28 protein-coding genes are annotated in these 24692 nt (G+C 66.8%); 18 read left to right on the top strand and 10 right to left on the bottom strand.

Annotated elements, in window-relative coordinates; translation table 11 throughout:
- Positions 1-38 precede the first annotated feature (38 nt).
- From AAFO60_RS10105 to AAFO60_RS10095, 3 genes are all read right to left on the bottom strand, one after another.
- Positions 39-536 carry a hypothetical protein gene (locus AAFO60_RS10105; protein WP_347956069.1) on the bottom strand — a complete coding sequence of 166 codons (498 nt, stop codon included), beginning with the start codon at positions 534-536 and terminating at the stop codon, positions 39-41.
- 26 nt (positions 537-562) lie between these two features.
- Positions 563-1063, bottom strand: coding sequence for a hypothetical protein (locus tag AAFO60_RS10100; protein WP_347956068.1), 501 nt, complete (start codon positions 1061-1063; stop codon positions 563-565).
- Positions 1064-1141: 78 nt separating this feature from the next.
- Positions 1142-1438, bottom strand: a complete 297-nt coding sequence (locus AAFO60_RS10095; protein WP_347956067.1) for an ArsR/SmtB family transcription factor — start codon at positions 1436-1438, stop codon at positions 1142-1144.
- Positions 1439-1581: 143 nt separating this feature from the next.
- On the opposite strand from AAFO60_RS10095, the gene AAFO60_RS10090 reads away from it, so the two are divergent.
- The 6 genes from AAFO60_RS10090 to AAFO60_RS10065 all read left to right on the top strand — a co-directional run bounded on the left by AAFO60_RS10090 (position 1582) and on the right by AAFO60_RS10065 (position 7126).
- On the top strand, positions 1582-3168 hold the full coding sequence (locus AAFO60_RS10090; RefSeq protein WP_347956066.1) for an ABC transporter substrate-binding protein: 1587 nt from the start codon (positions 1582-1584) through the stop codon (positions 3166-3168).
- An 83-nt stretch (positions 3169-3251) separates the two neighbouring features.
- The gene (locus AAFO60_RS10085) at positions 3252-4205 is read left to right on the top strand and encodes an ABC transporter permease (protein ID WP_347956065.1); all 954 of its coding nucleotides are present in this window, start codon (positions 3252-3254) and stop codon (positions 4203-4205) included.
- Positions 4202-5041 carry an ABC transporter permease gene (locus tag AAFO60_RS10080; RefSeq protein WP_347956064.1) on the top strand — a complete coding sequence of 280 codons (840 nt, stop codon included), beginning with the start codon at positions 4202-4204 and terminating at the stop codon, positions 5039-5041. Before AAFO60_RS10085 ends, AAFO60_RS10080 begins: the two co-directional genes overlap by 4 nt.
- A 71-nt stretch (positions 5042-5112) precedes the next feature.
- The gene (locus tag AAFO60_RS10075) at positions 5113-5811 is read left to right on the top strand and encodes an ATP-binding cassette domain-containing protein (RefSeq protein WP_347956063.1); all 699 of its coding nucleotides are present in this window, start codon (positions 5113-5115) and stop codon (positions 5809-5811) included.
- The gene (locus AAFO60_RS10070) at positions 5802-6413 is read left to right on the top strand and encodes an ABC transporter ATP-binding protein (RefSeq protein WP_347956062.1); all 612 of its coding nucleotides are present in this window, start codon (positions 5802-5804) and stop codon (positions 6411-6413) included. Before AAFO60_RS10075 ends, AAFO60_RS10070 begins: the two co-directional genes overlap by 10 nt.
- A 116-nt stretch (positions 6414-6529) precedes the next feature.
- Positions 6530-7126: a hypothetical protein gene (locus AAFO60_RS10065; protein ID WP_347956061.1), complete on the top strand. Its 597-nt coding sequence runs from the start codon at positions 6530-6532 to the stop codon at positions 7124-7126.
- Between the two features lie 38 nt (positions 7127-7164).
- Here the strand turns inward: AAFO60_RS10065 and AAFO60_RS10060 are convergent, their stop codons facing one another.
- Positions 7165-8082, bottom strand: a complete 918-nt coding sequence (locus AAFO60_RS10060; RefSeq protein WP_347956060.1) for an esterase/lipase family protein — start codon at positions 8080-8082, stop codon at positions 7165-7167.
- A gap of 107 nt (positions 8083-8189) precedes the next feature.
- Between AAFO60_RS10060 and AAFO60_RS10055 the strand changes: the two genes are divergently transcribed.
- Entirely contained in the window at positions 8190-8519 is a 330-nt protein-coding gene (locus AAFO60_RS10055) for a hypothetical protein (protein ID WP_347956059.1), read from the top strand.
- Between the two features lie 30 nt (positions 8520-8549).
- On the opposite strand, the gene AAFO60_RS10050 is transcribed toward AAFO60_RS10055, so the two are convergent.
- Both AAFO60_RS10050 and AAFO60_RS10045 read right to left on the bottom strand, forming a co-directional pair.
- Positions 8550-9110 (bottom strand): hypothetical protein, encoded by a 561-nt coding sequence (locus AAFO60_RS10050; protein WP_347956058.1) that lies wholly within the window; start codon positions 9108-9110, stop codon positions 8550-8552.
- 94 nt (positions 9111-9204) lie between these two features.
- Complete coding sequence (locus AAFO60_RS10045; RefSeq protein WP_347956057.1) at positions 9205-10233, bottom strand: exonuclease domain-containing protein; 1029 nt, start codon at positions 10231-10233, stop codon at positions 9205-9207.
- Between the two features lie 158 nt (positions 10234-10391).
- Here AAFO60_RS10045 and AAFO60_RS10040 point away from each other — a divergent pair, with 158 nt between their 5' ends.
- Positions 10392-10652, top strand: coding sequence for a hypothetical protein (locus tag AAFO60_RS10040; RefSeq protein ID WP_347956056.1), 261 nt, complete (start codon positions 10392-10394; stop codon positions 10650-10652).
- An 82-nt stretch (positions 10653-10734) separates the two neighbouring features.
- Here AAFO60_RS10040 and AAFO60_RS10035 read toward each other — a convergent pair whose 3' ends face one another.
- The 3 genes from AAFO60_RS10035 to AAFO60_RS10025 all read right to left on the bottom strand — a co-directional run bounded on the left by AAFO60_RS10035 (position 10735) and on the right by AAFO60_RS10025 (position 14039).
- Positions 10735-12603, bottom strand: coding sequence for a hypothetical protein (locus AAFO60_RS10035; protein ID WP_347956055.1), 1869 nt, complete (start codon positions 12601-12603; stop codon positions 10735-10737).
- Between the two features lie 148 nt (positions 12604-12751).
- Positions 12752-13348, bottom strand: a complete 597-nt coding sequence (locus AAFO60_RS10030; RefSeq protein ID WP_347956054.1) for a hypothetical protein — start codon at positions 13346-13348, stop codon at positions 12752-12754.
- Between the two features lie 148 nt (positions 13349-13496).
- Positions 13497-14039 (bottom strand): MerR family transcriptional regulator, encoded by a 543-nt coding sequence (locus AAFO60_RS10025; RefSeq protein ID WP_347956053.1) that lies wholly within the window; start codon positions 14037-14039, stop codon positions 13497-13499.
- A 344-nt stretch (positions 14040-14383) separates the two neighbouring features.
- Between AAFO60_RS10025 and AAFO60_RS10020 the strand changes: the two genes are divergently transcribed.
- The 7 genes from AAFO60_RS10020 (at position 14384) to AAFO60_RS09990 (ending at position 21211) form a co-directional block, all read left to right on the top strand.
- Positions 14384-14773 (top strand): hypothetical protein, encoded by a 390-nt coding sequence (locus AAFO60_RS10020; protein ID WP_347956052.1) that lies wholly within the window; start codon positions 14384-14386, stop codon positions 14771-14773.
- 1 nt (position 14774) lies between these two features.
- The gene (locus AAFO60_RS10015) at positions 14775-17312 is read left to right on the top strand and encodes an ATP-dependent DNA helicase RecG (protein ID WP_347956051.1); all 2538 of its coding nucleotides are present in this window, start codon (positions 14775-14777) and stop codon (positions 17310-17312) included.
- A 26-nt stretch (positions 17313-17338) separates the two neighbouring features.
- Positions 17339-18460, top strand: a complete 1122-nt coding sequence (locus tag AAFO60_RS10010) for a hypothetical protein (RefSeq protein ID WP_347956050.1) — start codon at positions 17339-17341, stop codon at positions 18458-18460.
- A 63-nt stretch (positions 18461-18523) separates the two neighbouring features.
- A complete protein-coding gene (locus AAFO60_RS10005) occupies positions 18524-19144 on the top strand; it encodes a hypothetical protein (protein ID WP_347956049.1) in 621 nt (206 codons plus the stop codon).
- Positions 19145-19212: 68 nt separating this feature from the next.
- Complete coding sequence (locus tag AAFO60_RS10000; protein WP_347956048.1) at positions 19213-19884, top strand: type IV toxin-antitoxin system AbiEi family antitoxin domain-containing protein; 672 nt, start codon at positions 19213-19215, stop codon at positions 19882-19884.
- Entirely contained in the window at positions 19871-20899 is a 1029-nt protein-coding gene (locus tag AAFO60_RS09995; protein WP_347956047.1) for a nucleotidyl transferase AbiEii/AbiGii toxin family protein, read from the top strand. The genes AAFO60_RS10000 and AAFO60_RS09995 overlap by 14 nt, the downstream gene beginning before the upstream one ends.
- A 105-nt stretch (positions 20900-21004) precedes the next feature.
- Positions 21005-21211, top strand: coding sequence for a hypothetical protein (locus AAFO60_RS09990; RefSeq protein WP_347956046.1), 207 nt, complete (start codon positions 21005-21007; stop codon positions 21209-21211).
- Positions 21212-21571: 360 nt separating this feature from the next.
- Here the strand turns inward: AAFO60_RS09990 and AAFO60_RS09985 are convergent, their stop codons facing one another.
- Positions 21572-22600 carry a DNA adenine methylase gene (locus AAFO60_RS09985; RefSeq protein WP_347956045.1) on the bottom strand — a complete coding sequence of 343 codons (1029 nt, stop codon included), beginning with the start codon at positions 22598-22600 and terminating at the stop codon, positions 21572-21574.
- Positions 22601-22808: 208 nt separating this feature from the next.
- On the opposite strand from AAFO60_RS09985, the gene AAFO60_RS09980 reads away from it, so the two are divergent.
- The 3 genes from AAFO60_RS09980 (at position 22809) to AAFO60_RS09970 (ending at position 24587) form a co-directional block, all read left to right on the top strand.
- Positions 22809-23204, top strand: coding sequence for a hypothetical protein (locus AAFO60_RS09980; protein ID WP_347956044.1), 396 nt, complete (start codon positions 22809-22811; stop codon positions 23202-23204).
- A 14-nt stretch (positions 23205-23218) separates the two neighbouring features.
- Complete coding sequence (locus AAFO60_RS09975; protein WP_347956043.1) at positions 23219-23944, top strand: RES domain-containing protein; 726 nt, start codon at positions 23219-23221, stop codon at positions 23942-23944.
- A 154-nt stretch (positions 23945-24098) separates the two neighbouring features.
- Positions 24099-24587, top strand: coding sequence for a hypothetical protein (locus AAFO60_RS09970; protein ID WP_347956042.1), 489 nt, complete (start codon positions 24099-24101; stop codon positions 24585-24587).
- Positions 24588-24692 lie beyond the last annotated feature (105 nt).

The raw sequence follows: 24692 nt of genomic DNA, 5'->3' as shown, positions 1-24692 counted from the left end.
TCGGAGACCTGCAGAAGTTGGGCGCCGGATGTTCGGGGTCAGGCGACGAGCACGGCAGTCCACGCTTCCTGTGCGCGCTGAAGGTTGTGGTTGAGCCGGTCGGTGTACTCGGCGGCGAGACCGACCAGCTGGTCGAGCAGGGTCGGTGAGATCACGTCCCGGCAGAGGCGGTCGGCGTCGATGACGTCGAGGTGTGCGCCGACGCTGATCCGCTGACGAGCCCCGGCGGACCGGAACGTCACGTCCAGTTCGCAGTGCGTGCCGTCCGGGAACCCGTCGTCGGCGAAGTCGGTGTCGGAACTGATCATGATGTCGGGGTCGGTGGCCGTGTCGGGGAGCCCGGTGACGGCGTGCACGATCAGGTCGTGGATGGACGCCTCGTTCAGAGCCTCAGCGAAGTGCCCACGCAACGCCGACAGATCTTCGGCGTCGATGAGACCCTTCTCGTCGCCGGTCAGGGCGGGGGCGTCGGCGATGTCGATGACGTACTGGGCGGCCGCGCGGAACGCGTCCGCGTCGAAGGACAGTTGGATCATGGGAATCTCCAGGCAGGTCGAAAGGGTTAGGCGGTGAGCAGCGTCGACCACGCCGACTGCTGGTGTGCGAGTTCGGCCGAGACCGCCTCGGTGCACAGGCGAGCGAACGCGATGAGCTGCTCGGTGCCGGACACGTCGTCGGCGTCGGTGCCGTCGGCGATCAGGTCGGAAGGGTCAAGGTTGAACCAGGTGGTGACGGACAGTTCGCCCGGCACACCGACGATCTCCCAGCGGATCGCGCTGGTGGCGGCGAACCCTTCCGATCCGCCGAACCGGTCGTAGTCGATGTGGGCGGTCGTTTCGACCCTGGTCAGCGTCGCACCGTCGGGTAGGCCGCGGACGGCGAACACCGGGTCGGCCTCGCCGGTACCGAACATCGCGGCGTTGTTGAAGTACTCGACCAGACGCGCTTCGTCGTCCGAGTCGATGAACTGCTCATCGAGGCCCGAGAGGAATGAGCACTCGGGATAGAGCGGGCTGGTTCGTGCGCGATCGGCGAACAGACGGGTGTTGAGGACGAGTTGCACGGTGCGGCCCCTTCCAGGTGGTCGGTGATGGACCACCCCAGTACAGGGCACGAGTGGGGGAGGGTGCGGCACGCCGGATCAGTGGTGGTGGGCGCCGACGATGTCGTGCAGGATGCGGTGCACGATCGCATCGGAGTTGAGCCGATAACGGACGATGCGGCCGTCGCGGTCACCGTGCACCCAGCCTTCCTCGCGGAGCCCCCGCAGGGCCTGTGATGCCGCGTTCCGGGTCGTGCCGGAAGCTGCGGCGAGCTCGAGGACCGACTGTCCGGGAACGGCGTGCATCGAGATCAGCAGACTGAGCCTGGTCGGATCTGAGAGAACAGCGAAGCGTCGCGCCCACTGTGCGGCGTCGAGATCGATGGGGTCGTGCACGGGCGGCTCCTCCTGGCGAGAGAGTGGTTGACCTGCGGTTCCGGTAGGCCCGGCTGTGTGGAAACGCGGTGGCTACGGTGTTCCCAACACCAACAGGTGTCTGAGCAGACACATATAGCAATCTGGTTTCCGAAGGGGCACACGTGAACAACCGATGGCGCATCGCCGCCGCCGTGACCGCACTCGCAACGATCGCACCACTGGCAGCCTGCCAATCGACGCCCGCACCATCAGACCAACTGGTCCTCGCCGACTCCCAGCCGCTCGGCGAATACAACCCGCTCCTCGGCTACGGCAGCCTCGGCGTCTCCCCGATCTACGAAGGCCTCCTCAAGCCCGCCGCAGACATCGACCGGACCCTCCCGCACCTGACGCCGGCACTCGCCGCGGACGCCCCGGAACGACTGTCCGACCGCGCGTGGAAGATCCGGCTCCGCCCGAACATCACCTTCTCCGACGGCACCGCACTGGACTCCGCCGACGTCGTCGCCACCTACAAGGCCGTCGCCTCCACCACGGTCGCCGCCGACATCGCGAACCAGTTCGCGCCGATCGAGTCGGTCACCGCCGACGGCCCCCTCGCTGTCACCGTCACCCTGTCGCACAACGTCAGCCCCGACCCGTACCTGCTGCTGGGCATCGTTCCGTCAGAGAAGGTGCAGGACAAGCCCGCTGCCGAATGGGACCTGAACACACACCCGGTCGGCACCGGCCCGTACCGACTCGACTCCCTGCGCCCCGACCAGGCAGTGCTCACCGCCCGCGACGACTACTGGAATCGCACACCGGCGATCCGCCGCGTCGTCTACTCCTACGTCCCTGACGACAACACCCGCTCGCAGATGGTCGCGACCGGCCAGGTCGACGGCGCCAACCTGCCGCCGCGGCTGGCGAAAGCCAACGACGGGAAGAACAACACCACGATGGTGACCGTGTCGACCGCCGACTGGCGCGGCATCTCCCTGCCCGCCAGCAACCCGTTCACCGCCGACCAGACCGCACGCACCGCCATGAACCTCGGCGTCGACCGCACCGCCCTGATCCGCGACGTCCTCGCCGGCAGTGGGGAACCGGCCTTCACTCCGGTCGCCCCGGTTTATGGCGCCGCCTACAACCCTGACGCCACCTTCACCCACGACGCCCAGTCCGCGGCCGCCATGCTCGATCGCGCCGGCTGGATCCGCGGCGCCGACGGAATCCGCAGCCGCGGAGCCGACCGCGCCGCCTTCACAGTCCTCTACGACGCCAAGGACACCGTCCGCCGCGACCTCGGCGTCGCCTTCGCGGACGCGATGAAGAACCTCGGTATCGAGGTGACGGTGACCGGCAGCAGCTGGGACGACATCGAGACCCGGATCAGCACCGATGCCGTCGTCCTCGCCGGCGGCGAGATGCCCTACTCGATCGACCAACAGACCTACACGACGCTCCACACCCGCGAACCCGGCTCCAGCCCGTTCTCCAACCCCGGCAACTTCATCGCGCCCGGCCTGGACGCACTGCTGGAACAGGCCCGTTCGATGCCCGACAGCCCCACCAAGAACAACCTGTATCGGGAGATCCAGAAGCGGTACGTGTCCGCACCCGGATCGGTGTACCTGGCGTTCATGCACCACACGTACACCACCCGCGACACCGGGATGCGCCACCCGAAGCCGATCCTCGAACCCCACATCCACGGAACCTCCTGGGGACCGTGGTGGGATCTCGGAGCCTGGAGCGCCCGCTGATGACCGTCGTGGACGAGACCCGGCACGATTCGACGACAGCAGAGGTAGCACCACAGTCGGAGCGTTGGCCTGCGATCCGACGCATGCTGTTGCGTCGCACCATCACCGGAACGATCACCCTCATCGCGGTCTCCGCAGGGATCTTCGCCGTCGCCGCCGCCTCCCCCTTCGACCCACTCACCGCGCACCTGGGGCAGAACTACCAGTCGGCGACCATCGCACAACGGCACGCCGCCGAAGCCGCCTACGGACTCGATCAGTCCTGGTGGTCGGCGTGCTGGCACTGGTGGGTAAACCTGCTGCACGGTGACCTCGGCTGGTCGAGCACCCTGCACCAGCCGGTCACCACCGTCCTCGCCGAACGACTGCCATTCACGATCGGACTCTCCGCAGCAGCACTCGTCGCCGCCGTCATCATCTCCATCGCCGCCGGCACCCGGGCAGGACTACGCGCAGCCACCCCCACCGACAAAGCCGTGACCGGAACCGCGACCGTCCTGGCTGCCACACCGCCGTTCGTCCTGTCCCTGCTACTCGTCGCGGTCGTCGCCGTCGGCGCCGGTTGGCTGCCCGCGGCCGGCGCCGCCGCCCCCGGGCAGGGATACACCGCCGCCGGGCTCCTCGAGCACGGGATCCTGCCGTGGATTGCGCTGACCGTCTCCCAACTGCCGTGGCTGACCCTGTCGACACGGTCAGCCGTCGCCGCCGCCGCCAGTAGCGACCCCGTGACCGCGGCCCGCGCCCGCGGAATACGCGGATGGCCACTGCTGTCCGAACATATCTGGCCGGCCGCCATCATCCCGACCCTCGCGCTCCTGGGGACTCGGCTCCCTGAACTGGTCGCCGGCGCCGCCATCGTCGAAGCCGTCTTCGGCTGGCCCGGCGTCGCCGACGCCCTCGTCACCTCCGCGACCGCACTCGACTTCCCACTTCTGGCGACCCTGTCGATGACCGCAGCCGCCGCAGTCCTCCTCGGATCGGCGCTCTCCGACGCTGCTGCCATCGCACTCAACCCGCACGCAGAGGTCACCGCATGAGCATCCCGACAGCCCTGCATCGATCCCGGATCGCCTGGTCGTACTGGTGGCCGATCCTCACACTGACGGCGCTGGCCGCGACGGTCCTGATCGCACCACTGTTCATCGACAGCGGTCGTCCCGACTTCGGGATCGCCCTGACCGGACCATCCGCACAGCACTGGGCCGGTACCGACCACTTCGGTCACGACCTAGCAGCGCGCACCCTCGAGGGCGTGCGGACGTCGCTGCTCGTCGCCGCGGCCTGCGCACTGCTCGCCACGGTGATCGGCGCTGTCATCGGCGTGTTCGCCGCCCTCATCGGCGGCTGGGTCGACGCCCTAGTGATGCGGATCGTCGACGGGATCAACGCCCTCCCGCACCTGGTGCTCGGCGTCGTCATCGCCGCGATGTGGCGCGGCGCCATTATCGCGATTATCGCCTCGATCGCGTTGACGCACTGGCCGGCCGTGGCGCGCATCGTCCGCGCCGAACTCCTCGGAGCCAACCGGCACGGCTGGGTCGAGCACGCCCACCTGATGCACGCCTCCCGCTGGTTCATCGCCCGCCACCACCTGTTCCCAGCAATCAGCGGACAACTACTCGTTGCCATGGTCGTACTCCTCCCGCACGCCATCTGGCACGAGGCGACACTGTCCTTCCTCGGCGTCGGACTCTCCCCGGAATCAGCGAGTCTGGGGTCGCTGCTGAACAACGCTCGCGGCGACATCCTCACCGGCGCCTGGTGGACCCTCGCAATACCCGGCACCGCCCTGATCGTCACCGCACTCATCGCCGCCGTCGCCGCCGCCCGACTACGAACCGCATTCACACCTCCCGAAGGGCACCCGCGATGACATCGCCCTCCCTGATCGCTACAAGCCTGACGGCCACAGCCTCCCTGACCCACCGGGGACGATCGGACACGGTGACAGTCCTCAACGACGTCACCCTCACCGCGACCGCCGGAACCGTCACCGCACTGGTGGGGGAGTCCGGCTGCGGGAAGTCCATGATCGCCCGCACCCTCATCGGCCTCCCGCCAGCCGGCGTCACCGTCTCCGGCACAATCCACCTCGGCGGTCACCGACTCAACCCGAGCCGCACCACCGGGTGGAGCGCGGTCCGAGGCCACCACATCGGGTACATCCCGCAGTCGGTGTCAGGTGCGTTCACCGTCTCGCACACCATCGGCCGGCAACTCGATCAGGTGTGCCGAACCCTCACCGCGGACCGCACACCCACCGAACTCGCGGCCGCCGCCGGACTGGCCGCCGACGCCCTGACCTGCTGGCCGCATCAACTGTCCGGCGGCATGCTCCAACGCGCGGCGATCGCCGCCGCCATCGCCGGCCGCCCCACCGTGGTCGTCGCCGACGAACCGACCTCAGCACTCGACCCCGACCTCGCCGACCACACTTGGCGGCTCCTCGGCGACCTCGCGTCCGACGGTGCTGCCGTCGTCGTCATCACCCACGACATGAGATCGCTGCATGCCAGCGACCTCGTCGACGACGTCCTCGTCATGCGCAACGGGACCCTCATCGAACAGACCACGCCCGCCGCGCTCGCCAACCACCCCGACCAGTACATCGCCGCCTTCGGGAAGGCCCCCGCATGGAACTGACCGCCCAGCACCTCACGATCGGCTACACCACGGCCCTACACCTGCCGATCGACCTGACTGTCCGGACCGGCGAGATCGTGGGCCTTACCGGGCCGTCCGGCGCCGGCAAGACCACCCTGCTCCGCACCCTCGCCGGACTCACCCCGCCCCTCGACGGAACCGTCACCGCCACCGGCCAGATCGGGATGCTCGCCCAACATCCCCGGCAGGTCACCAACCCTCGCTGGCGACTGCACCGGGTCATCGCCGAACCCACAGCGATCCACGGGCGGACCGCATCCGCCACAGAACTCGCCGGCCTCGCACGGAAGGCCGGCCTCGACCTTCAGCTCCTGCAGCGGTTCCCCTCTCAAGTCAGCGACGGCCAACTACAACGCGCCTGCCTGGCACGACTACTCGCACACAACCCGCAATGGGTGCTGTGCGACGAACCGACCGCGATGCTCGACCCGATCGCCTCCGGAACCATCACCACGGCACTGACCGACCTCGCCGCCGCCGGCACAGGAATCCTCATCGCCAGCCACAACCACCAGCAGCTCCACGCACTGGCCGACCGAGTCATCGACATCGCCGAACTCAGCGCAGACCTCACCCGCTAGCGGAAGGGGACGGCGCACCCGGGGTCCTCCGTGCGCGGACGTCGGCGGATGCCGCACCCGGAGAGCGTCGTTGGCGACGGTGGACTGGTCACCCCGACCGCGACAGGAGCTCCCGAATGACCACTCCCACCCACACACACCCGATCGCTGCCGACACCCTGACCGTCACCAGCGACAACAACAGCATCTGGACTCTCACCGTCACCGTCCCCGGGCAAGCACCGATCGCAGTGACCGGCACCTACCTGCAGATGCAGCGCGCCCTGGACGCGGCCACCGTATCGGTGCAGCCGGCCGACATGGACCGGCAGGCGATCGCCACACGGCTGTGGGACGAGCTGACCGACCACCTCCGGCAGCACGCCGATCGGCAGCGCCTCGACGACGACGAGCAGACGATCGACGAGTTCCTCGACGGAATCGAAGCATTCTCGATCGGGTCCTACGAATGGGACAACGGCTACTTCCCGTCCGGCGTGATCGCGCTCGGCAAGATCGGCGACGATCGTGGCGTCGACCTCGGGGTTGACCTGTACCTGGAAGACGGCGGTGATGGCCTCGAAGTCATCGTCAGCGATCACACCGAAGACCTGATCCTGCTCGGCGGTGACCAGGTGGGGCGACACTGGTCCTATCTCCTCGATCGGCCCGCAGACCGCCCCGCAGCCCCGGCACAGAACCGACCAGCGGCCACTGAAGGCGACGCCGCATAACGCTTCCGGCTACGACAGCAGCGGCCCGGCACAGTCCGTCAGAAGGTGTGACGGACCGGCCGGCACCGCTGGGGATCCACCGGACGCTGCGCGAGGCTCGCCACCACCACTTCCTGAGCGAACGGCGAATACGGGAGCTGGAAATGCCCGGACCGATCGACAGCACAGCGGTCCTGAAGCACCACGTTGCTGACATGGTCGCCGCCCGGCAACTGAGTCCCCTCCAGATCCTTGTTCAACTCGTCGTCGCGGGAGGAGACATTCGTCAGCACCCCCACCGGCAGGACCCGCTCAGCATTCAACCGGCGCAGCAGTGGGGAACCCGCGAGCCGATCGCGCGAAGCCTGTCCGAGAACTCCGCCGACAGCAGGCATCACATCCACACCGGCCTCTCGCAGGCGCCCAGCAGTCCGATCGAACCCGCCGAGCGTGACACCGCGATACGACGACCCCAGAGCGACGACGTTATGGACAGTGCGCCGCCCGCCGCTGTACGTCAGGTAGTAGAGCGCGACCACGCCACCCTGCGAGTGACCGACGACATCGACCTGGTCGGCACCCGTCGCAGCCAGAACACGATCGACGAACCGCGAGACTTCGTGTGCAGAGCCGGGGATCGGCGCAGTCGCATACACCTGCGGTCCACGCCCCGCGAGGCTCGCCCCGCGATCGTCGCCGTAATTGACGGCGAACACGCACCGGCCCGATCGCGCAATCCGACCAGCCATCTGCGCCCACGTGTTGAAGCTGTTCTCCCAACTGCCGTGCAGAAGCACCACCGGCCGCGTACCCGTAGCCGGGCGACAGGACCAGTCGTTGGCGCCGGTCGGGTTCTCAGCCAGGCCCGGATCAGCGATCGCCGCTCGGGCCGCCGAAACGAAATCAGTCGGTTCAGGTTGAGCGGTCGACTGTCCGCCAGGAGAGGCGATGAGAGCAGCAACCACCGCAGCAAACACGACAGGAATCGTCCGGAGTCTCAGCACGCCGAACATCGTATGTGCCGCACCCCCGAACCGGGACACGGCACCGTCAGGGACACGCCCCTCGACTGAAAGGCCTCACGATGACCGCCACCACAGACTCCCTGATCGCTGCGCTGAACTCCGCGGAAAGGGATCGCGCCGCCGCAGGTGTGCGTGTTGCTGCGGCGGCGACGCGCGCACTGGCAGCAATCATGGAGGACCGCGGCTGGATCGAGGTGCACGTCGACCTCGAGAGCCGCTCCCGCGTCGATGGAGTCACCCTTGCCGACGGCACCGCCGTCGAGATCGACTTCGACGACGAGCAGCAGGCCCACGATGTCGTCGGCAACTGCGCCCGCAGTCTCTTCCTGTACCGGGACGGCGAGTACCGAGTAACCCTCGACGAGGTACGCGCCGCTGCCAAGTCCTGACGTCTGCGTGACCAGTGGTGGCCGACAGCGTCAGTCGGCCACCACTGCTGTGTCTTCGGCTTCTCGCGCCGGGAATGGCCGGGCGTCGGGGTGATCGCCGTGAAGGTACTCGCGGGCATGCCGAATCGATTCGAGCTTCTCCCACGCCTGGGCGAGCTCGGCGACCGCGTGCGCCGCCGCGATCGTCGTCACGATCGCCGGATTCTCCTGACTCGCGCCCCGAACCTCGGCAGGCAGCTGTGCGGCGTCGAACGGTGCGGGCACCTTCAGTGGCTGCAGCGGTGCCCTCGGCTTGCCTGCCGGAGTCAGCGACGCCCTGTTGATGGCGGACATCGCTTCGAACTCGTCGACGACGGCCTGGCGGGTGGCGACCGGGTCGAAGCGCTTCATCCCACGCACGTCTGGGACGTGATCGCGCGCATCAGGCAAGACCAGGATCCACTGGTCGCGGAGAAGGTTGTCGGCGTCGTTGTCGGCGTCGACCCAGGCGCCACAGAGTCGGCCAGGGCCGAAGCCGGGCTGGATGTTCACCTCCCACACGATCAGTTCACCGTCTCGATGGTTGAGGATCTTCACGCTGATGGGATCCATGGCTGTTCCTTCTGTCGAGGGGAGGGGCGTCGACGGGCGCGACGTAGTTCATTCGCCCAGTTCACGCAGGGGACTGGAGCGGCTGGAGGGGTAGCTACGGAAGATCGGGCACCAGCCGCAACTGCGGGGTCGGTGCAGGCTGTTCGTCGATCGGAGTCAGGGTGCCGTCAGCGGAGAAGTTGAACACCGTGCTCACCGCCGCCATGAACTCCCGCTCGTCCCACAATTCGATCGGCTGCCCGGCAGCGCGATTCGCCAGGGCCTTCTTCGCCTTACTCGTCGCAGTCAGACTGTCCAGGTTTGTGCTCGTGAAGCCGTCGCCGACAACGAGGATGCTGGTCTTCTTCGTCGTGGACTTCGTGATCGAGCCGCCGGCGTCGGCTACCGCATCCCAGGCGAGGCTGCGCTGCATCGACGTCAGGCCGCCGGTGAAGCACACGAACTGCCCGAAGAACGGATTCGCAGGATCGGCATCGAGGTTCGCAGTGGGAATTGTCCTGGTCCACTTGCCGCCACCACCGGTGGACCGAACCGAGATCGGCAGTGCCCGAGTCCCCGTCCAACCGCCAGGGCTGACCTCGCCCAGCGCGCAGTGCGCAGCGTCGAGAACCTCCTCGACCGTGGACGCCCCGGTGAGGTTGGCGAGCGCCAACAGGATGCCTGCGGCGGCCCCAGCGTCAGCGGAAGCATCGTGGTGGTTGCGGAGGAGCACTCCAAGATGCTCAGCGACGATCGGCAGAGCATGCGAGGGCAGGTCCAGCAACCGCCGCGACAACGACAGCGTGCACCCGTACTGCAGCGTCGGCCACGCGAGACTGCTCGCCGTGCACGCACCGCGCACCGCACCGACGTCGAACGGCGCATTGTGGGCGATGACTGTCCGGTCGCCGATCATCTCGGCGATGACCGGCCATACCTGCCCGAAGCGGGGCCTGTCGGCGACGTCTGCGGCGCTGATGCCGTGCACGTTCGCCGTCAGGTACGGCTCGAACCAGTCGACCGACTCCGGTGGCCGGCACAGCACAGAGCCAGAGGACGCGACGCGGTCGTCAACGATCTCTGTCCATCCGATTGCGCAGATGCTGGCGCGATTGCTGTTCGCCGTTTCGACGTCGATTGCCACGAACTCCATGCCGACACCGTAGATCCTCAATTTCCGGCATTCGCCACTACTCCCGGCAATGTCGCCTGATTGGACGAACGCAGGTGCCGCACCACCCGGGCCGCAGGTGGATCAATGGTCGAGACCGACAGGTACCAACCACGCAGAGGGAGACAGTCATGGGAGTTCGCTACGAGTGGGTAATGGCCACGGGCGCAGACCCGGAAGTCGTCGACGCCAGCACCGCTGAGGACTATGGGATCGAGGAGCTCATGAGGGAGGAGAACCTCGTCCTGGTGCTCACTTCGGGCGGAGATGCGGTTGGCGTCGAAGGCAGCAAGGCCGAACTCCTCGCATTCCTCGCCTCTGCGAAAGAACTGATCGAAGATCACGAACCCGCACCCGCAGAAGACGCCGACGAGGACGACGAGGACGACTAGCCGACAGCGCCGGAACAAGTGAATGGCCGCCCAACCTATACGGCTGGGCGGCCACTCCGGCACACCAACGACTAGTCCACGATCAACCGCACGTCTTCCCTGGAGCGGATGCCTTGATCCCGGCAACGAGTCCGTCGGCGTAGGTCTGCAGGTCGGAGTCGGCGATCTTGTTCGCACCACCGCCACCGGACGCGGGACCGAACTCGTTGTAGACCCACGGCACCTTGTTCGAGATCAGCGAAATGATCGGAATGTTGCCCGACCACAGCGGCGCGCGACCGTCGAAACTGTTGTCACGCACCTGCACCTGCGTACCCTCCACCGAAGACCTGGCGCGGGCGAACTTCCCCGAGAACAACGCTGACCGCGACGCGACATTCTCGACCGTGAACGTGACCTTCTTGTTCGATCCGTCCTCAGCCGGCCCCTGACGGAACAGTCCGACACGCTGCGGGAACACAGCGTTGTCGCCGGGCGAGGTGTGGATCGAGACACCCATCACCGCACCAGCCTGCTCAGCCTTGCTGACCCGATCCCGATAAGACACGTTCGACATCGGCTCGTCCTTGAGGATGACGATGCTGTAGCCGCCAGCGGTGCCGAGCTTCTGAGCCACGAGCTTGGCGACAGTGAACGCATCGAAGTTCTCCTCGCCGTTCGGGTCGTCGACCATCTTCGCCCCGGTCACCGGATCGAATGGTTCGATGTGGACCCCGTTGTGGCCGGGATCGAGAGCGATCACCGTCTTCGTGCACGTCGAGTCCGGTGCGGCCAACGGCGTCGCCGACTTCACCGGTTCGACGGGAGTAGTCGTCGACGTCGACGGAGACTCGGTCGGGGAGGGCTCAGCTGAAGACGTTGTCGACGGCTCGGCGACTGATGTCGTTGACGTCTCGGCCCCGGCTTCCGCTGGCGTCGTCTCGGCCGGCGACTGCTCCGAGGATGGCTCGCTCGACGGTTCCGCAGACGTCGACGGTTCGCTCGACTGCACCGAAGTCGACGAGGCCGATCCGGTCCCGCTGGACGCGCTGGCCTGGTCGCTCGGCGAACAGAAACCCGCGGGCAGACCGTCGAGGTTCTTCGTCAGCCATTCGGTCGCCGCCGTGACGATCGACACCGCGTCATCGCGGGAAGCACTGTCCGCCAACCCCGAAATCGACACCGACATCAGACCCTTGCTGGTCTGCAGCAGCCCGAACTGGCGGGCACTGTAAGCGGCTGTGCCGATCGGACCCCAGCCGCCGTGCGCGGCCACGAACTGGACTCCCGGCTTGCCGGACGCATCCTGTAGACCCCACCGCCCGTTGTCGCCGGCGGGCGCCTGCATCATCGCCGAGGTCACCAGCGACCTGTCCGGAGCACACAGCAGGCCGGCGCCGAACGCGGCCTGGTCGGCGACCGGCCACACCGTCTTCGCGAGATCCTCATAGCTGGTCCCGGGATCCCCGGCGACCTTCGTCCCCTTCGCGCCGAGTTCGGTCAGCACCTCAGTGACCTTCTTGCCCGGATGAGTGCCGAGCTCCTTCCACAACTCGGTGGCCGCAACCGAGTTGCTGTCGGCGATTGCCGCGGTCACCTTCTCCAGACCGGTCGGCTGCGCGCGGGCCGCGGCGAGCGCGATCGGAACACGAATGCTGCCCCACGCCGGCGTCTGATCAGAACCGGAGCCTGCGGGCGCTTCCGTCGGCGACGGCGCTGGCTGGTCGTCCGCAGCGGAGGTTGCCGACGGAGATGCCGTCGCAGAGGACTTCAGGACCACGGGTTCGTCGTTGGAGCCGGCCGCGGCGACAGCGAGCTGCACTGATCCGGGCAGCGTCTTCGCGAACTCGGCGAATGAGGACTGCAGCTCGGCGGCAGGATTAGCGTGAGCCAGCGGCACCATCACCGCAGCGAGGACAGCAGTGGACGCCGCAACAGCAGCGGCCGCGCGCACCTTGGGACGCACAAACATGAGCAAACCCCAGATCAGAGTTGTGTGGCTTCGAATAGTTGCCACTGACTCTACTGCCTGACCTGCAGACGGGCGCGGAGCTGACAGTGCCAAACGGGGAGGGCTCCCGCAGTAGTGGAGAGCCCTCCCGTGTGCGACTCAGACCGGACTACCCGACAAGGATGTCCGATTCCCGGCCGGGCGGAACATCAATCCAGATGCCAGTGCCGATCACACTGCGGACAGCCTCCGGCGCTTCGGTGGTGCGGAAGTACCGCCGTGAGGTGCCGGCGACGTGCTCCCACCGGACGACCTTGCGAACATGCTCGGGGTGCACGTACCCCTTCGACGTCGCGAGCAGGATTCCACCCTCGTCTACCAGGCGGTTGGCGTTGTGGAGACTGAGCTTCCAGACGCCTTCGACTCCGTCCAGATTGGTTGGTTTCGTGTAGTCGACACCGGCGTTGTCGCGCAGGATGTCGTCGTTCAGGTCGCGGCAGACGCTTGGTCGTTTCTCGATCACACTGACGCGGAACACGAGGTCGGCAATCTCGGCGGGGTCGACGACGTAACGTGTGCGGTTTGCGAGTGCGACGACCTCATCGCGATCGATGCGGTACTGGGCGCCTTGACCGTGGTTGTCGAACAATCCGGCCTTGATGAGCGTCAGGACCTTCGCGCTCGTGATCGTCGGTGCTCCGTCGGCGTTGGCGAGGAGTTGGGTCAGTTCGCTAGCGACCTGACCTGTGGTGAGTTCAATGCCCATGTGGGCCACCCCTTTCGGTGTTGGTGCGGCGACAACCTCGGGTGGCTATCAGCTCGCATCACCGACCGTACACATACCTACATCACAAACGCAACAGGTATTAAAAATGGGTATTGAGGTGAGCGAAGGGGCGATCTGACTGGTGTGGCTATCCGGCCTTCTTCGAGCGTCGCGCGGCCAGCTCGTCGACTCGCGGCGCCTCGTCTCGGACCGCGACCTCGGCGGGCATCTCGCGCAGCTGCCCGGCCAGATCGAGCATGGCCGGCCCGACGGCGATCCCGAACACACCCTGTCCGCCGCGCAGCAGGTCGAGGACCTCGTCGTCGCGAGTGCATTCGTAGACGGTCACGCCATCGGAGAACAGGGTCGTCGATGCAAGGTCGTGCACGCCGCGACTGCGGAGGTGCTCAACCGCGACGCGGATGTTCTGCAGGCTGATCCCGGCCTCGAGGAGATTCTTGACGACCTTCAGCACCAGAATGTCCTTGAATGCGTACAGCCGCTGCGAGCCGCTGCCGGCCGCGGCCCGTGCGGTCGGCACGACCAGGCCGGTACGTGCCCAGTAGTCGAGCTGGCGGTACGTGACACCGGCCAACTGAGCCACAACCGGCGACCTGTAGCCAGCGGCGTCGTTGTCGGCGGCGTTCAGCTCGAAAAGCTCCGGAGCCATCTCATCGAAAGAACCCTGCATACCTCCAGCGTAAGGCCCAACGCCGACTGCGCACGGACCTCCAAGCCGTTGCTGTCCGTCCCCGGCGCGAACCGAGCGTGGGATGTGTTTACCGGCAACGGGTTACGTCGGAGGTCCGTGCGCCACGCCGACTGCCGCGATCTCGCCGAGTTTCGGCCGGAGATCCATGCGTCCCTGCGCTTAGCTGCTCCGCTGGCCAGGTCAACCCAGGAGCTGGCCGCGCAGACGATCCTGGCCGCGCCACGCCCACCAACGGCGTCGTAAGTTTGGACGACGACGCGACGCGGCTTCTGCGGACCGGTCAGTGACGCATCCGCGGAAACGGTGGTCGTACGTTGGCGTACATGAACGTCCACGTCTACGGTTTGCATCTCGCTCGTGCCGGAGCACGCATCGCTGCGCGCTGCCGAGACCACGGCGTCGACCCGACCAACCCGATCCTGCTCGTCATGGCCTGCACAGAAGGCCCGCAGCAGTTGGCGTCCGCCGTCGCGAACTGGGGCGAACGGCCTCTCACTGTCGAGAGCAAGACCGGCCGACTGTCGGGAGTTGTCGAGCTGGCGGCCCACTCCATCACGGAAACGGCGCTCGCTCACCCCGACGAGTTGCTCGCGAAGACCGACGACGGAATGCCAGCCCCGGTAGGAGAGGACGGGCAACGCACCATCGTGTGGGCCGACCTGTCGAACCCGACCGCAGTCCAGGTCGGCGACCCCCGCGCCCGAGCAAGCTGACATGACGGCGCAGACACTCACCCGCGTCCAGTCGGCCTACCTGCAGCATGCCGCCCGCCAACTCCTGCGGGCCGACATCCGAACCCGTGCCATCACGGCCGCTGCCGAACGGCCCCAGGCCGCATGGCCGCCAGCACTCGTTACCGAACTCATCGACGACATCCACCACCATGCAGAGGGCGTCGCAGGCATCGATATGGCTCGCATCCCCTCCCTCCCTGAGCACTCATCGACGCCGGTGCAGGACCGGTCATCACCGCAGCACGCGCACACCCAGCCAGCAGGTCGCCCCGCTGGTGATTCGCCGTGGCCGACCGGGACCGCGGCCGCGCGGCCCGCGCAGCTACGAGTTCCTGACACCGCGCAACTGCGCGCATCCGCCGACATCCTGGCCCCGGCCGCCGGGACAGAACCCATCGTCTTCGACGGCACCATCGACTCGCTGCGCGGTGCACCCATCACCGACCTCGCCGACCAGGTCGGAGCCCCGACCATGGAATCGCTCACCGGCGCCGGCGTCGACAGCATCTTCGACCTGCTCATGCGGATCCCGCGGACCTACATCGACCGCTCGACGCTGACGCCGCTCGCGGAGGTCCAGCCGGGCACCGACGTCGCGTTCACGGGCGTCGTTTCCGGAATCACCCGAAACTATGAGAAACGTTTCGTTCGTTTCCGAATCACCGACGGGCCGGCCACCATCACCTGTTCGTTCTTCAACGCACTCTGGATGGCGCAGCGCATTCCGGACAGGTCGCTGGTGATCGTCCAGGGGCATGTCGGCGAATACAACGGCACACCGCAGATGACCAGCCCAGTCATGGAACGACTCGCAGACGCCTCAGCGATCCTCATACCGATCTACCCGCAGACCACCATCAAAGATGCGACCACCGGGAAGCGCGACAAGGGGCTGAGCACCGGCATGCTGCGCACCGCGACCATCGCCGCCCTGCAACGCATCCCCGCCCTCGACGATCCAATCCCCGCCGAGCTGGTCGCCCGCAGGCAGGTCCTGAGCCGGCTCGACGCACTCCGCGCCGTCCACGTACCCGACTCGGTCGCGCACGCCGACGCCGGCCGCTCCCGCCTGGCCTACGACGAGCTGCTGCGCCTGCAACTCGCGCTCGGCGTCATCCGCAACGCCCAAGCCGCACAACCCGGCATCACACACCACCCGACCGGAACGCTGCTCAACCAGTGGAAGGCGAGCCTGCCGTACAAGCTGACCGGGGCGCAGGATCGCGCCCTCGACCAGATCCGTGACGACCTCGTGCAGCCACGACCGATGAACCGGCTGATTCAGGGCGACGTAGGAGCCGGCAAAAGCGCAGTTCTCATCGGTTCTGCGTTGATGGCGATCGAAGGCGGTTACCAGGTCGCACTCCTCGCGCCGACAGAAATCCTCGCCCGCCAGCTGTTCGACGAGATCGCCGACGTCTTCGCACGACTCGGCCGCACCGTCGACCTCCTGGTCTCCAAACACCTCCCGCGACCGCGGAAGAAGGTCCTCGCCAGCCTCGAAGCCGGGACGGTAAACATGGTCGTCGGAACACACTCGATCCTGTCGGACGAAGTCGTGTTCTCCCGCCTCGGCCTGGCGATGATCGACGAACAGCACCGCTTCGGCGTCGACCAACGAGCACTCCTCGCCGACAAAGGCCCCGCCGGGACCGTCCCGGACATTCTGCAGGCCACCGCCACCCCGATCCCGCGAACCTCGGCGATCACCACCTACGGCGACATGGCCGTCACCGTCCTCGACGAGAAGCCGGTCGGCCGCTCCGAGATCGACACCCACTGGATCCCGACCGCAGCCCTCGACAACCCGGCCGCACCGCCCTGGCAGGCGATCCGCCGCCAAGTTGCGCAGGGACGGCAGGCGTTCGTCGTGTGCTCCCGCGTCGAAACCGGCCCCCAATCAGAAACCAAGGACGCCGCCGCAGCAGTGTCGGCTGCCGCAGACCTCACCGACGGTGCTCTCCACGGCCTCCGCGTCGCCGTCACACACGGCAAACAGAAACCCGACGAACGCGCACAGGTGATGGCAGCGTTCAAGGCCGGCGATGTCGACGTCCTCGTCGCCACCACCGTCATCGAAGTCGGTGTCAGCGTCCCCAACGCCACGGTCATGGTCGTCCTCGACGCCAACAAGTTCGGCCTCGCCCAACTCCACCAGATCCGCGGACGCGTCGGCCGCGGCCAACACCCCGGCCAGTGCTGGCTCGTCACCGACAGTGACAACGACGACGCCGTCTCGCGCATGGAAGCAATGACCGGCACCACCGACGGCTTCAAACTCGCCGAACTCGACCTCGAAATCCGGGGTGCCGGAGCACTGACCGGCACCGAGCAGTCCGGTCACGACGCCGGCCTCATCGTCGCCGACCTCCTCCGCGACGCCCGCATCCACCTCGCCGCCCGCCAAGACGCCCTCCACATCCTCGAACACGACCCGCACCTGAACCGGCATCTCACCCTCAAACGCGAAGTTGAACTCGCCCTCGGCGACGACGCCCGATACCTAACCCGCGGATAGCGCTGATCGCAGCGACAAGGAACTCCATGAACACTCAGCAGCAGCAACATCTCCAGCGAGAGTGGGTAGACCCTCTCAATCTCGGAGACAGCGTCGCCTTCGACGTCGCAGCGATCGCCCGGCTCCCCGAAGGGCGCCCCGAACGGCAACTATGGCGTAACGCGGCAGGAATACCACTGGTGAGAAAGGGAAGCAACGACCAGCTGTATCAGGCACTTGCACCAGCATGGCCGGCAGATAGGTATGCCTTCTCGCCACAGGGCATAGGGTGGAGTTCCCAACAAGGGAACCTCGCCGACTACCTGGACCTGATCCACACCGAGCAGGGTGCTCGCTGGGACGAGGAAGTCAACGGCCCCGCAGAACGCTTCCTGACCTGCGATGCGACCATCACGAGCTGGCAATGCACCAAGACCGGCGACTACTTCTGTGCACCGGTACGCGCCGTGTGCCAACTGAAGTGCTTCGTGTGCCACGCTCGATCGGTCAAGCAGCACGGGCGCCCAGCGAGCGCACACGGACTCAAGCTCTGGTCGCCCGAGCGGAACTGGCCTCTGCGCCCCGAGCATCTCCTGGGGCGCAGCGTCGCCGAGTTCGTCTGCCCCGACTGCAACATCGGCTGGAACACCTATTGGGAATGCGTCGACCGCTGGACCCCACCGACTGGCTGCCCTCGCTGCAAAGTTGGTGCACAGACCTCGATCTCCGAACGGTGGATCGCACGGAGCCTTCAACACCTCTACCGCGACACCGCGCACGTCGACACCAACGTGCCGGTCGCCGGCTTCAAAGGGAACATCGACATCACCATCGACACTGGAACGGTGAAGGTCGCCATCGAATACGACGGCTGGTACTACCACGGCAGCACAGAGCAGTTCGAGCGCGACGAACGAAAAACGAGGTCAGCAATCGACGACGGCTACGCCGCCGTCATCCGTCTCAGGCAAGAGCCCGTCGGGCAGCAGCCGCCACTGCCCAACGTCCCCCACGCCCACAACATCCCCGCCGGCAAGAAGGCCTGGGACATCCGAGTGCTGCGCAGCATCGCCAACATCATCCGCGAGCACGACCCAGCAGCACGCACCGTCACCGTCAAGCAAGCAAAAGCCGCACGCGACGACACTGTGGAGCAACCGGCCGGATAGTTGCCATCGACGCCCTCAACTGATGCTGGAACGCCGAACGTCGATCGCGCCATACTGGGCACCGTGAACGACTCTGAACGCCCCGATGAGGCAGCACTCCGCATCGCACGTGTGACAGAGTTGGAGACTCGGCTCGACAAGGCACGCGAGCGAGCTGCGGCAGCTGATCGACGGCTGGCCGAAGCGGAACTGGAGTATGCAGCAACCGGCGACGGCATCGCGGAGTCGCTGCGCGCCATCGAACTCCGCACGAACCGTCAGCAGCGGCGCCGACTTCTCCGCCAGCACTTGGCCGCTGAGGAAGCTGCGACCGCAGAACATCAGGACCGGGCACACCGGTGGGGACCAGACGTCATCGGAGTCCCGCACCCACTACCGATCGGCGATCCGGCACCCGCGGCCGCACTGATCCTCCGAAACCACATCTTCGGCTACTACCGCATCGACAGCTCGACGGGCACCCAGAAGATCACTCTGTTCGTCATCCCGGGGGATGCGAACTCAGCCCGCCGGCGCCGGCATCTGACGCGACCTGCAGGACAACACTGCTTGACTATCACCGACACGATCACCGTCATGAGCGGCAGCGTCCCAGACCGACTGGAAGCTCTCATCGGACCGGAAGCCGCCGCCGCTCTCGCAGATGTTCTCACCAACCACGACCGAGGAAAGGACCAGCCATGATCACCGCAGCGCCGGCGGCGCCTCGACGACGCCATGGCCCGCGGATTCCTGGCGGCTACTGTCGTGGCATGACGCGCAGCGGATGGGCACAACTTCGGCACCTCGCCGAAGACGACCTCCATCTGTTCTCCACCGGCCAAGCGCGCGACGCCGGCATCTCACGGACAGAACTGACCGCCGCCGTCGAACGTCAGGAACTGTGGCAGGCCGCCCCCGACGTGTGGGCGTTCACCGACCTCGAGATGAACCCCTACGAAGGCTGGGCCGCGGCCTGGATGACGATGAACCTGCAGACTCCGATCGAAGAACGGCACCGCAACCCGGACGTCGTCATCAGCCACGACGCCGCCGCCGTGATCCGCGAGCTCGGCACCCTCGCCCCCCGAGCTCTCACCGTCACCGCACCGATCACACCCGGACAGGTTCCCGCATCGGTCAGCGCGGTCATCGTCGAAATCGGCGACGTCGGCATCGAAGGCGTCGACTGGACCATCTGCGAAGGGCTCCCGGTGTCGACGCCGAAACGACTGATCGCCGACCTCGCCGCAGTCCACACCGAAGGATCCCACCTCGGGACCGTCATCGAGGAAGCGATCGTCGACAACCTCCTCACCCACGACGAGGCCACCGAAATCCTCCGACCGCACATCCACCGGTGGGGCCTGACCAACCCCGACACCGCCGTCGACCTGCTCATCAACGCATCCGTCGAACCGGAGTACCCGAATGTGCCTCGGTGACTGCGACCCAGGAGGCCCCCACCGCTGCAGCTCCGACTGCCGCCACGCCGTCGACAAAGCCCGAGCAGAGGCCGAGGCAGCACACCAGGAAGTCGCCGACCTTGAAGCGGACCTCGCCGACGCCAAACGGACCTACCAATCCGAACGGGCGTTCCGCGAAGCACTCAGCACTCGCATCCGTGCCATCGCCGGCAGTGACGGCCGCCAACACCCCGACATCGCCCGCCGATTCGTCCTCCAACAGTTCGTCGGCCGCCTCGCCGCCGCCAACCCCGACAGCTGGGTCGTCACCGGCGGCACAGCCATGCAGTACCGCAGCACAGAAGCCCGCGAAACGATGGACGCCGACCTCGCTTCCCAACTCGACGCCCAACAGGTCGAGAACGCAGTCCAGGCCGCGGCACGCAGGGTCCCCGGCCAGCACGGTCAGTTCACGACCAAACTGATCCGATCCGACGACGGCGCGATGAAATACCGCATCACCTACCTTCTCGACGGGAAGCGGTTCGCAGTAGCCTCGATCGACATCAACACCGGCCGCGACTTCCCGACCGGCGCCGAAACGATCACCCCAGACCGGATCGTCGACATCGACGACATCGGCGCCCCCACGCCCGTGAAGGTGTACCCGAGCGCCAGGCACGCTGCCGACAAGGTCGCGGCGATGTACGAAAAGCACGGTGCCGACGACTCGCCGTCGTCACGCGCGCACGACCTCGCCGACATCGTCCTGATCTCACGCTGCGCCGACGTCGACGCCGCAGAACTCCGAACCCGCATCGACGCCGAGCGACGACGCCGCAACATCACCATTCCCGCCGACCTGCCCCTGCCGTCCAATGAGTGGCGCACCAGCTACGACCGGATGGTCACCATCAACAGCGGCCGCCCCAAACCGCTTGAGAACGTCGACGCCGCTCTCACCTCAGCCCGCAACTTCCTCTGCCCGATCCTCGACGGCAGCGTCACCGAAGGACGCTGGGACCCGCAGGAAGGGGTCTGGAGAAAGGCCTAGAGTTCACGGTTCGGTGGTCCGAACCTGTCTTCGCTAACGGGATCGGCTGTGGTGCTCCCGGCACTCAGGGCATCGACACTTGGCCTTCCAGGCACGTGCAGATCCGTGAGGCAACGAGGGATCGCGACCCTGCATGAGGGCGGCGTCGACGCGGGCCGCGAACACCGGGTCGACCGACCGCTGTCCGGTGACGGCCTGCGCGGTGACCTCAAGCTGTTCGAGGACATCGGTGTAGGAGCCGCCGTCGGCGAGGAGCTCGCACAGTGCGTCGACTCGTTCGGCCCAGAACTCGGCTCGGTGTTCGCGGCGTAATTCTCGGGATGCGCTGTTGTGCGCCGCCCGGCACGCAGCGCAGCGGCGCCCGTCCTCATCGCGACATGCTGCTAGCCGCCACCCGGCGACCGTCCCACATTCGACGACAGGCCGCCGCACGATCGGCGTCCAGCGTTGATGGGCGGCTTCGACATCCTCTGGGCGCCAGCCGCCCTCGCCCGCCGGCAGCAGACCGACCTTGATCCAGTGACGGATGACGCCGTGGTCGACGCCGACGTGCCGGCCGGCGGCGGACATGGTGGGGAGTAGTGCGGACATGGGAGGCCTCCATCAATCGGGGTGACCCCCGCATGCGCGGGGAAACGATCACGGTCAGGGCACCTCGCAGCACCGACAGATCTACCGTTTCGCGCTACCGAGGTCATTGCGGAGGAGGAGCCTCGGGACCTCGATGTCGGGTGTCGCGTCCTCGTCGTCCCAACGGATCCACTCGGCTGTCCCGTCGGGGAGTGGGATGGCGGTCCGATCAACACCGGTGAGGCCGGAGAACACCGCGTACTCATGGGCGATCCGCCGTCGGTTGGCGCTGTTGGCGATAGAGAACTGCAGCACCCGATGCTGCGGATACAGTTCCTCGTGCACGCGCGGTTCATCGTCGTAGGTCAACACCCAGCGGGTCGGCGAGCCGGTGAGCGCCGCGGCGAGACGCCGATGCTCGGCCAGGTCGAACGAACGCGCGTACAGCCGCGGCCCCTCCCGCAGATACGGTGGGTCGGCCAGGATCATCACCTCATCTTCGAAGCCGACGCTGCCGTCGAGGCCCGCTACGTAGTCGATGCCGTCGAACTCGTGGAAGGTGATCCGTGACGACATCGCCGCGACGTGGCGGATGCGGTCGGCGAGTGCGGCCAGGTTGTAGCGCGACCCGATCGTCCATCGCCCGGACTGGTGGCGACCACCCATCGGGCCAGCGGTCGGGGAGCATATCCCGGACCGCGAGCACCGGTTGATGAAGAATCCGGCGAAAGCCAGGTCCCAGTCGTCGACGACCTCACCGGCTTCTGCGGCGGCGACCAGCTCCCGCGACGTATCCCACCGCACCATCGACGCTTCACTGGTCTCGACGCGATCGGCGAACGCGTCGCCGTCGCGGAGAACTGTCCGCCAGAACGCCGCCAGCGACGGATTCAGATCCATCAGCCACAGCTCGTCGACCACACCGGAGTCGACTAGTGCCAACCCCACACCCGCGCCGCCGGCGAACGGTTCGATGAACACCTCGACGTCCATCACCGACGGCTGGTTGATGAACATCTCCGCGAGATAGCCGGCCATGCGCGCCTTCCCGCCCGGATAACGCAACGGGCTGAGGTAACGCGCCGAGGTGTTCAGCCGCGGTGGCAGACGATCGCAGGTGTGCAAGCTCATGGACGCGGACGCTACCCAGGTGGTTTCCGGCGGGTGCCGGTCCTGTGGTGTGGGCGGACGCAGGCGATGGGCGCTGCCTTGGCTCAACGTTGTCCTACTCGGCGGGATGGTTAGGACGCAATCGTGACCGACTCGTACTCTGACTGCTCATCTGAAGTGTATTTCGATGTGTATTTCAAGTACACTTTGAGAGAGGGAAAGGGGTGACATGACTACTGCAGTGAAGGAATCCGACCTCGCCGCCTACAACCGAGCACTCCGCATGGACGATGCGGAACTCGTCAGGCAGGTCCGCAACCTCCTCGGCGGCAAACTCACCGCGTACATCGGCGGCGTCAAGAGCACCCGATCGGTCAGCCAGTGGGCTGACGGGACAGCCACCATCCGCAGTGATGAGGCCCGAGCGCGTCTCGGGCTCGCCTACCGCGCGGCATCGTTGATCAACGAGCGCGACTCCATCAGGGTGGTCCAGGCCTGGTTCCAGGGCATGAACCCGATGCTCAATGACCGTGCACCGGCCCGCGTGTTGGTCGAGTCGGCTCCCGACAGTCCCGATGCCTCCCTGTTCCTCGCCGCGGCCCGCAAGATGGCGGCCCTCGGCTGAACGGGAACACCAGCGTGCGCGTCGAAACTTCGACCGACGGCCACACCATCGCCGTCTCCGATGTCGACACGACCGTGTGGCGCGTCGGATTCGAACCGTCCCCATGGTCGTGGAGCGACTGGAACTACGCCCGCGACGGCCGCTTCGATGGCCGCTGGGATGATCCGCACGGACGCTGGCGAACCCTCTACGTCGCCGACAGCAAACGCGCCTGCTACCTCGAAGTTCTTGCTCACTTTCGCGTCGAAACGACCCTCTCAGCACGCCTCGAAGAGATCGACGACGAAGACGACGATCATCCCACCCTTTCCCCCGGCACCGTGCCAGCGGATTGGTGCACCAAACGGATCGTCGGATCCGCGAGACTCCGCGGAACGTACGCCCTGCCCTCGGCTGCCGAGACGCTGTCTCAACTCCGCAGCCGTTTCCTCGACCGTGCCAAGGCACTCGGCTTCGTCGACGTCGACGCCGCCGCGATGCGCCAGTCGGAGCCGCGGACCCTCACGCAGGAAGTGTCTGCGTGGATCTACACCCTGGCCGTCGGAACCACAGGACTCGACGGCGTCGAGTTCAATTCTCGCCACGACGACCAGGCGACCCTCTGGGCAATCTACGAGCGACCCCCAGCGGCATCGAGCACCCCGCACCTGACTGAACACACCGGCCGGCCGGTCGACTGGGAAGACGCCGACCTCGAAGCGGCCATGCGGCTGCACCATCTCAGCTGGGCGGCCAACTAACCGCCGGAAGCCCAGCAACCGGGATCACGCCGTCACGCTGTCCGACCGCCACAGAGGAGAACCCATCCTGGACTGCCGCGCCCCGAACCGCACCCGAAGAACCTGGAACAGAGCCCGCCACCTCCGCGGGAAGTATCTGTTCCAGGAGACCCCGATGAAGACCGACACCACCACGAGCATCTTCGCGCTGACCACACCCGCCGTCACGCCCGACGTTGGGGAGATCGCCACCGACGAGGTCACCGAACGATTCGCCGCGATGCTCACCACCGAAGCCCCCGCCGACGTCGACGACACTGAGGTCGCCGCCCTGGCCTATGCGTTCATGGTCCGCCCACTGGCCCGCACCATCGTCCTGTCGGCAAGCATGAACGCCGCCGACACCGCCCGCGCCGGCGAAACCCTCGCCCGACTGGCCGGCCGCACCCGCGGGCTCGAACGCGCTCTGATCCTGGCGATGGCCGCGATCCACTTCTACTGCACACGCGATGACCCCGATCTGTTCGAGCAGGCCGTCGACGAGATGAACACGGACCTGCTCGACCAACCCGACTCCGCTGCACTGATCGACATCGTCCGGCAGCTCGCCGCCCGCCCGCTGAACCCGGACCACGTGCGCGAAGCCTTCACCATCCGGGGCTAAGCAACCACTGACCCGCAGCTCACCAGCCCTCGATCTCCGGGGGGTGAGCCGACGTGTCGGCGGCCCCACAGTGAAGCTGTCCGCTCACACCCCCGACGTCGGCGG

The sequence above is a fragment of the Gordonia aichiensis genome, from assembly GCF_039946255.1.
Classification (GTDB): Bacteria; Actinomycetota; Actinomycetes; order Mycobacteriales; family Mycobacteriaceae; genus Gordonia; species Gordonia aichiensis_A.
Note: the sequence above shows the minus strand (reverse complement) of the source record. Positions and strands in the feature narration are given on the sequence as shown.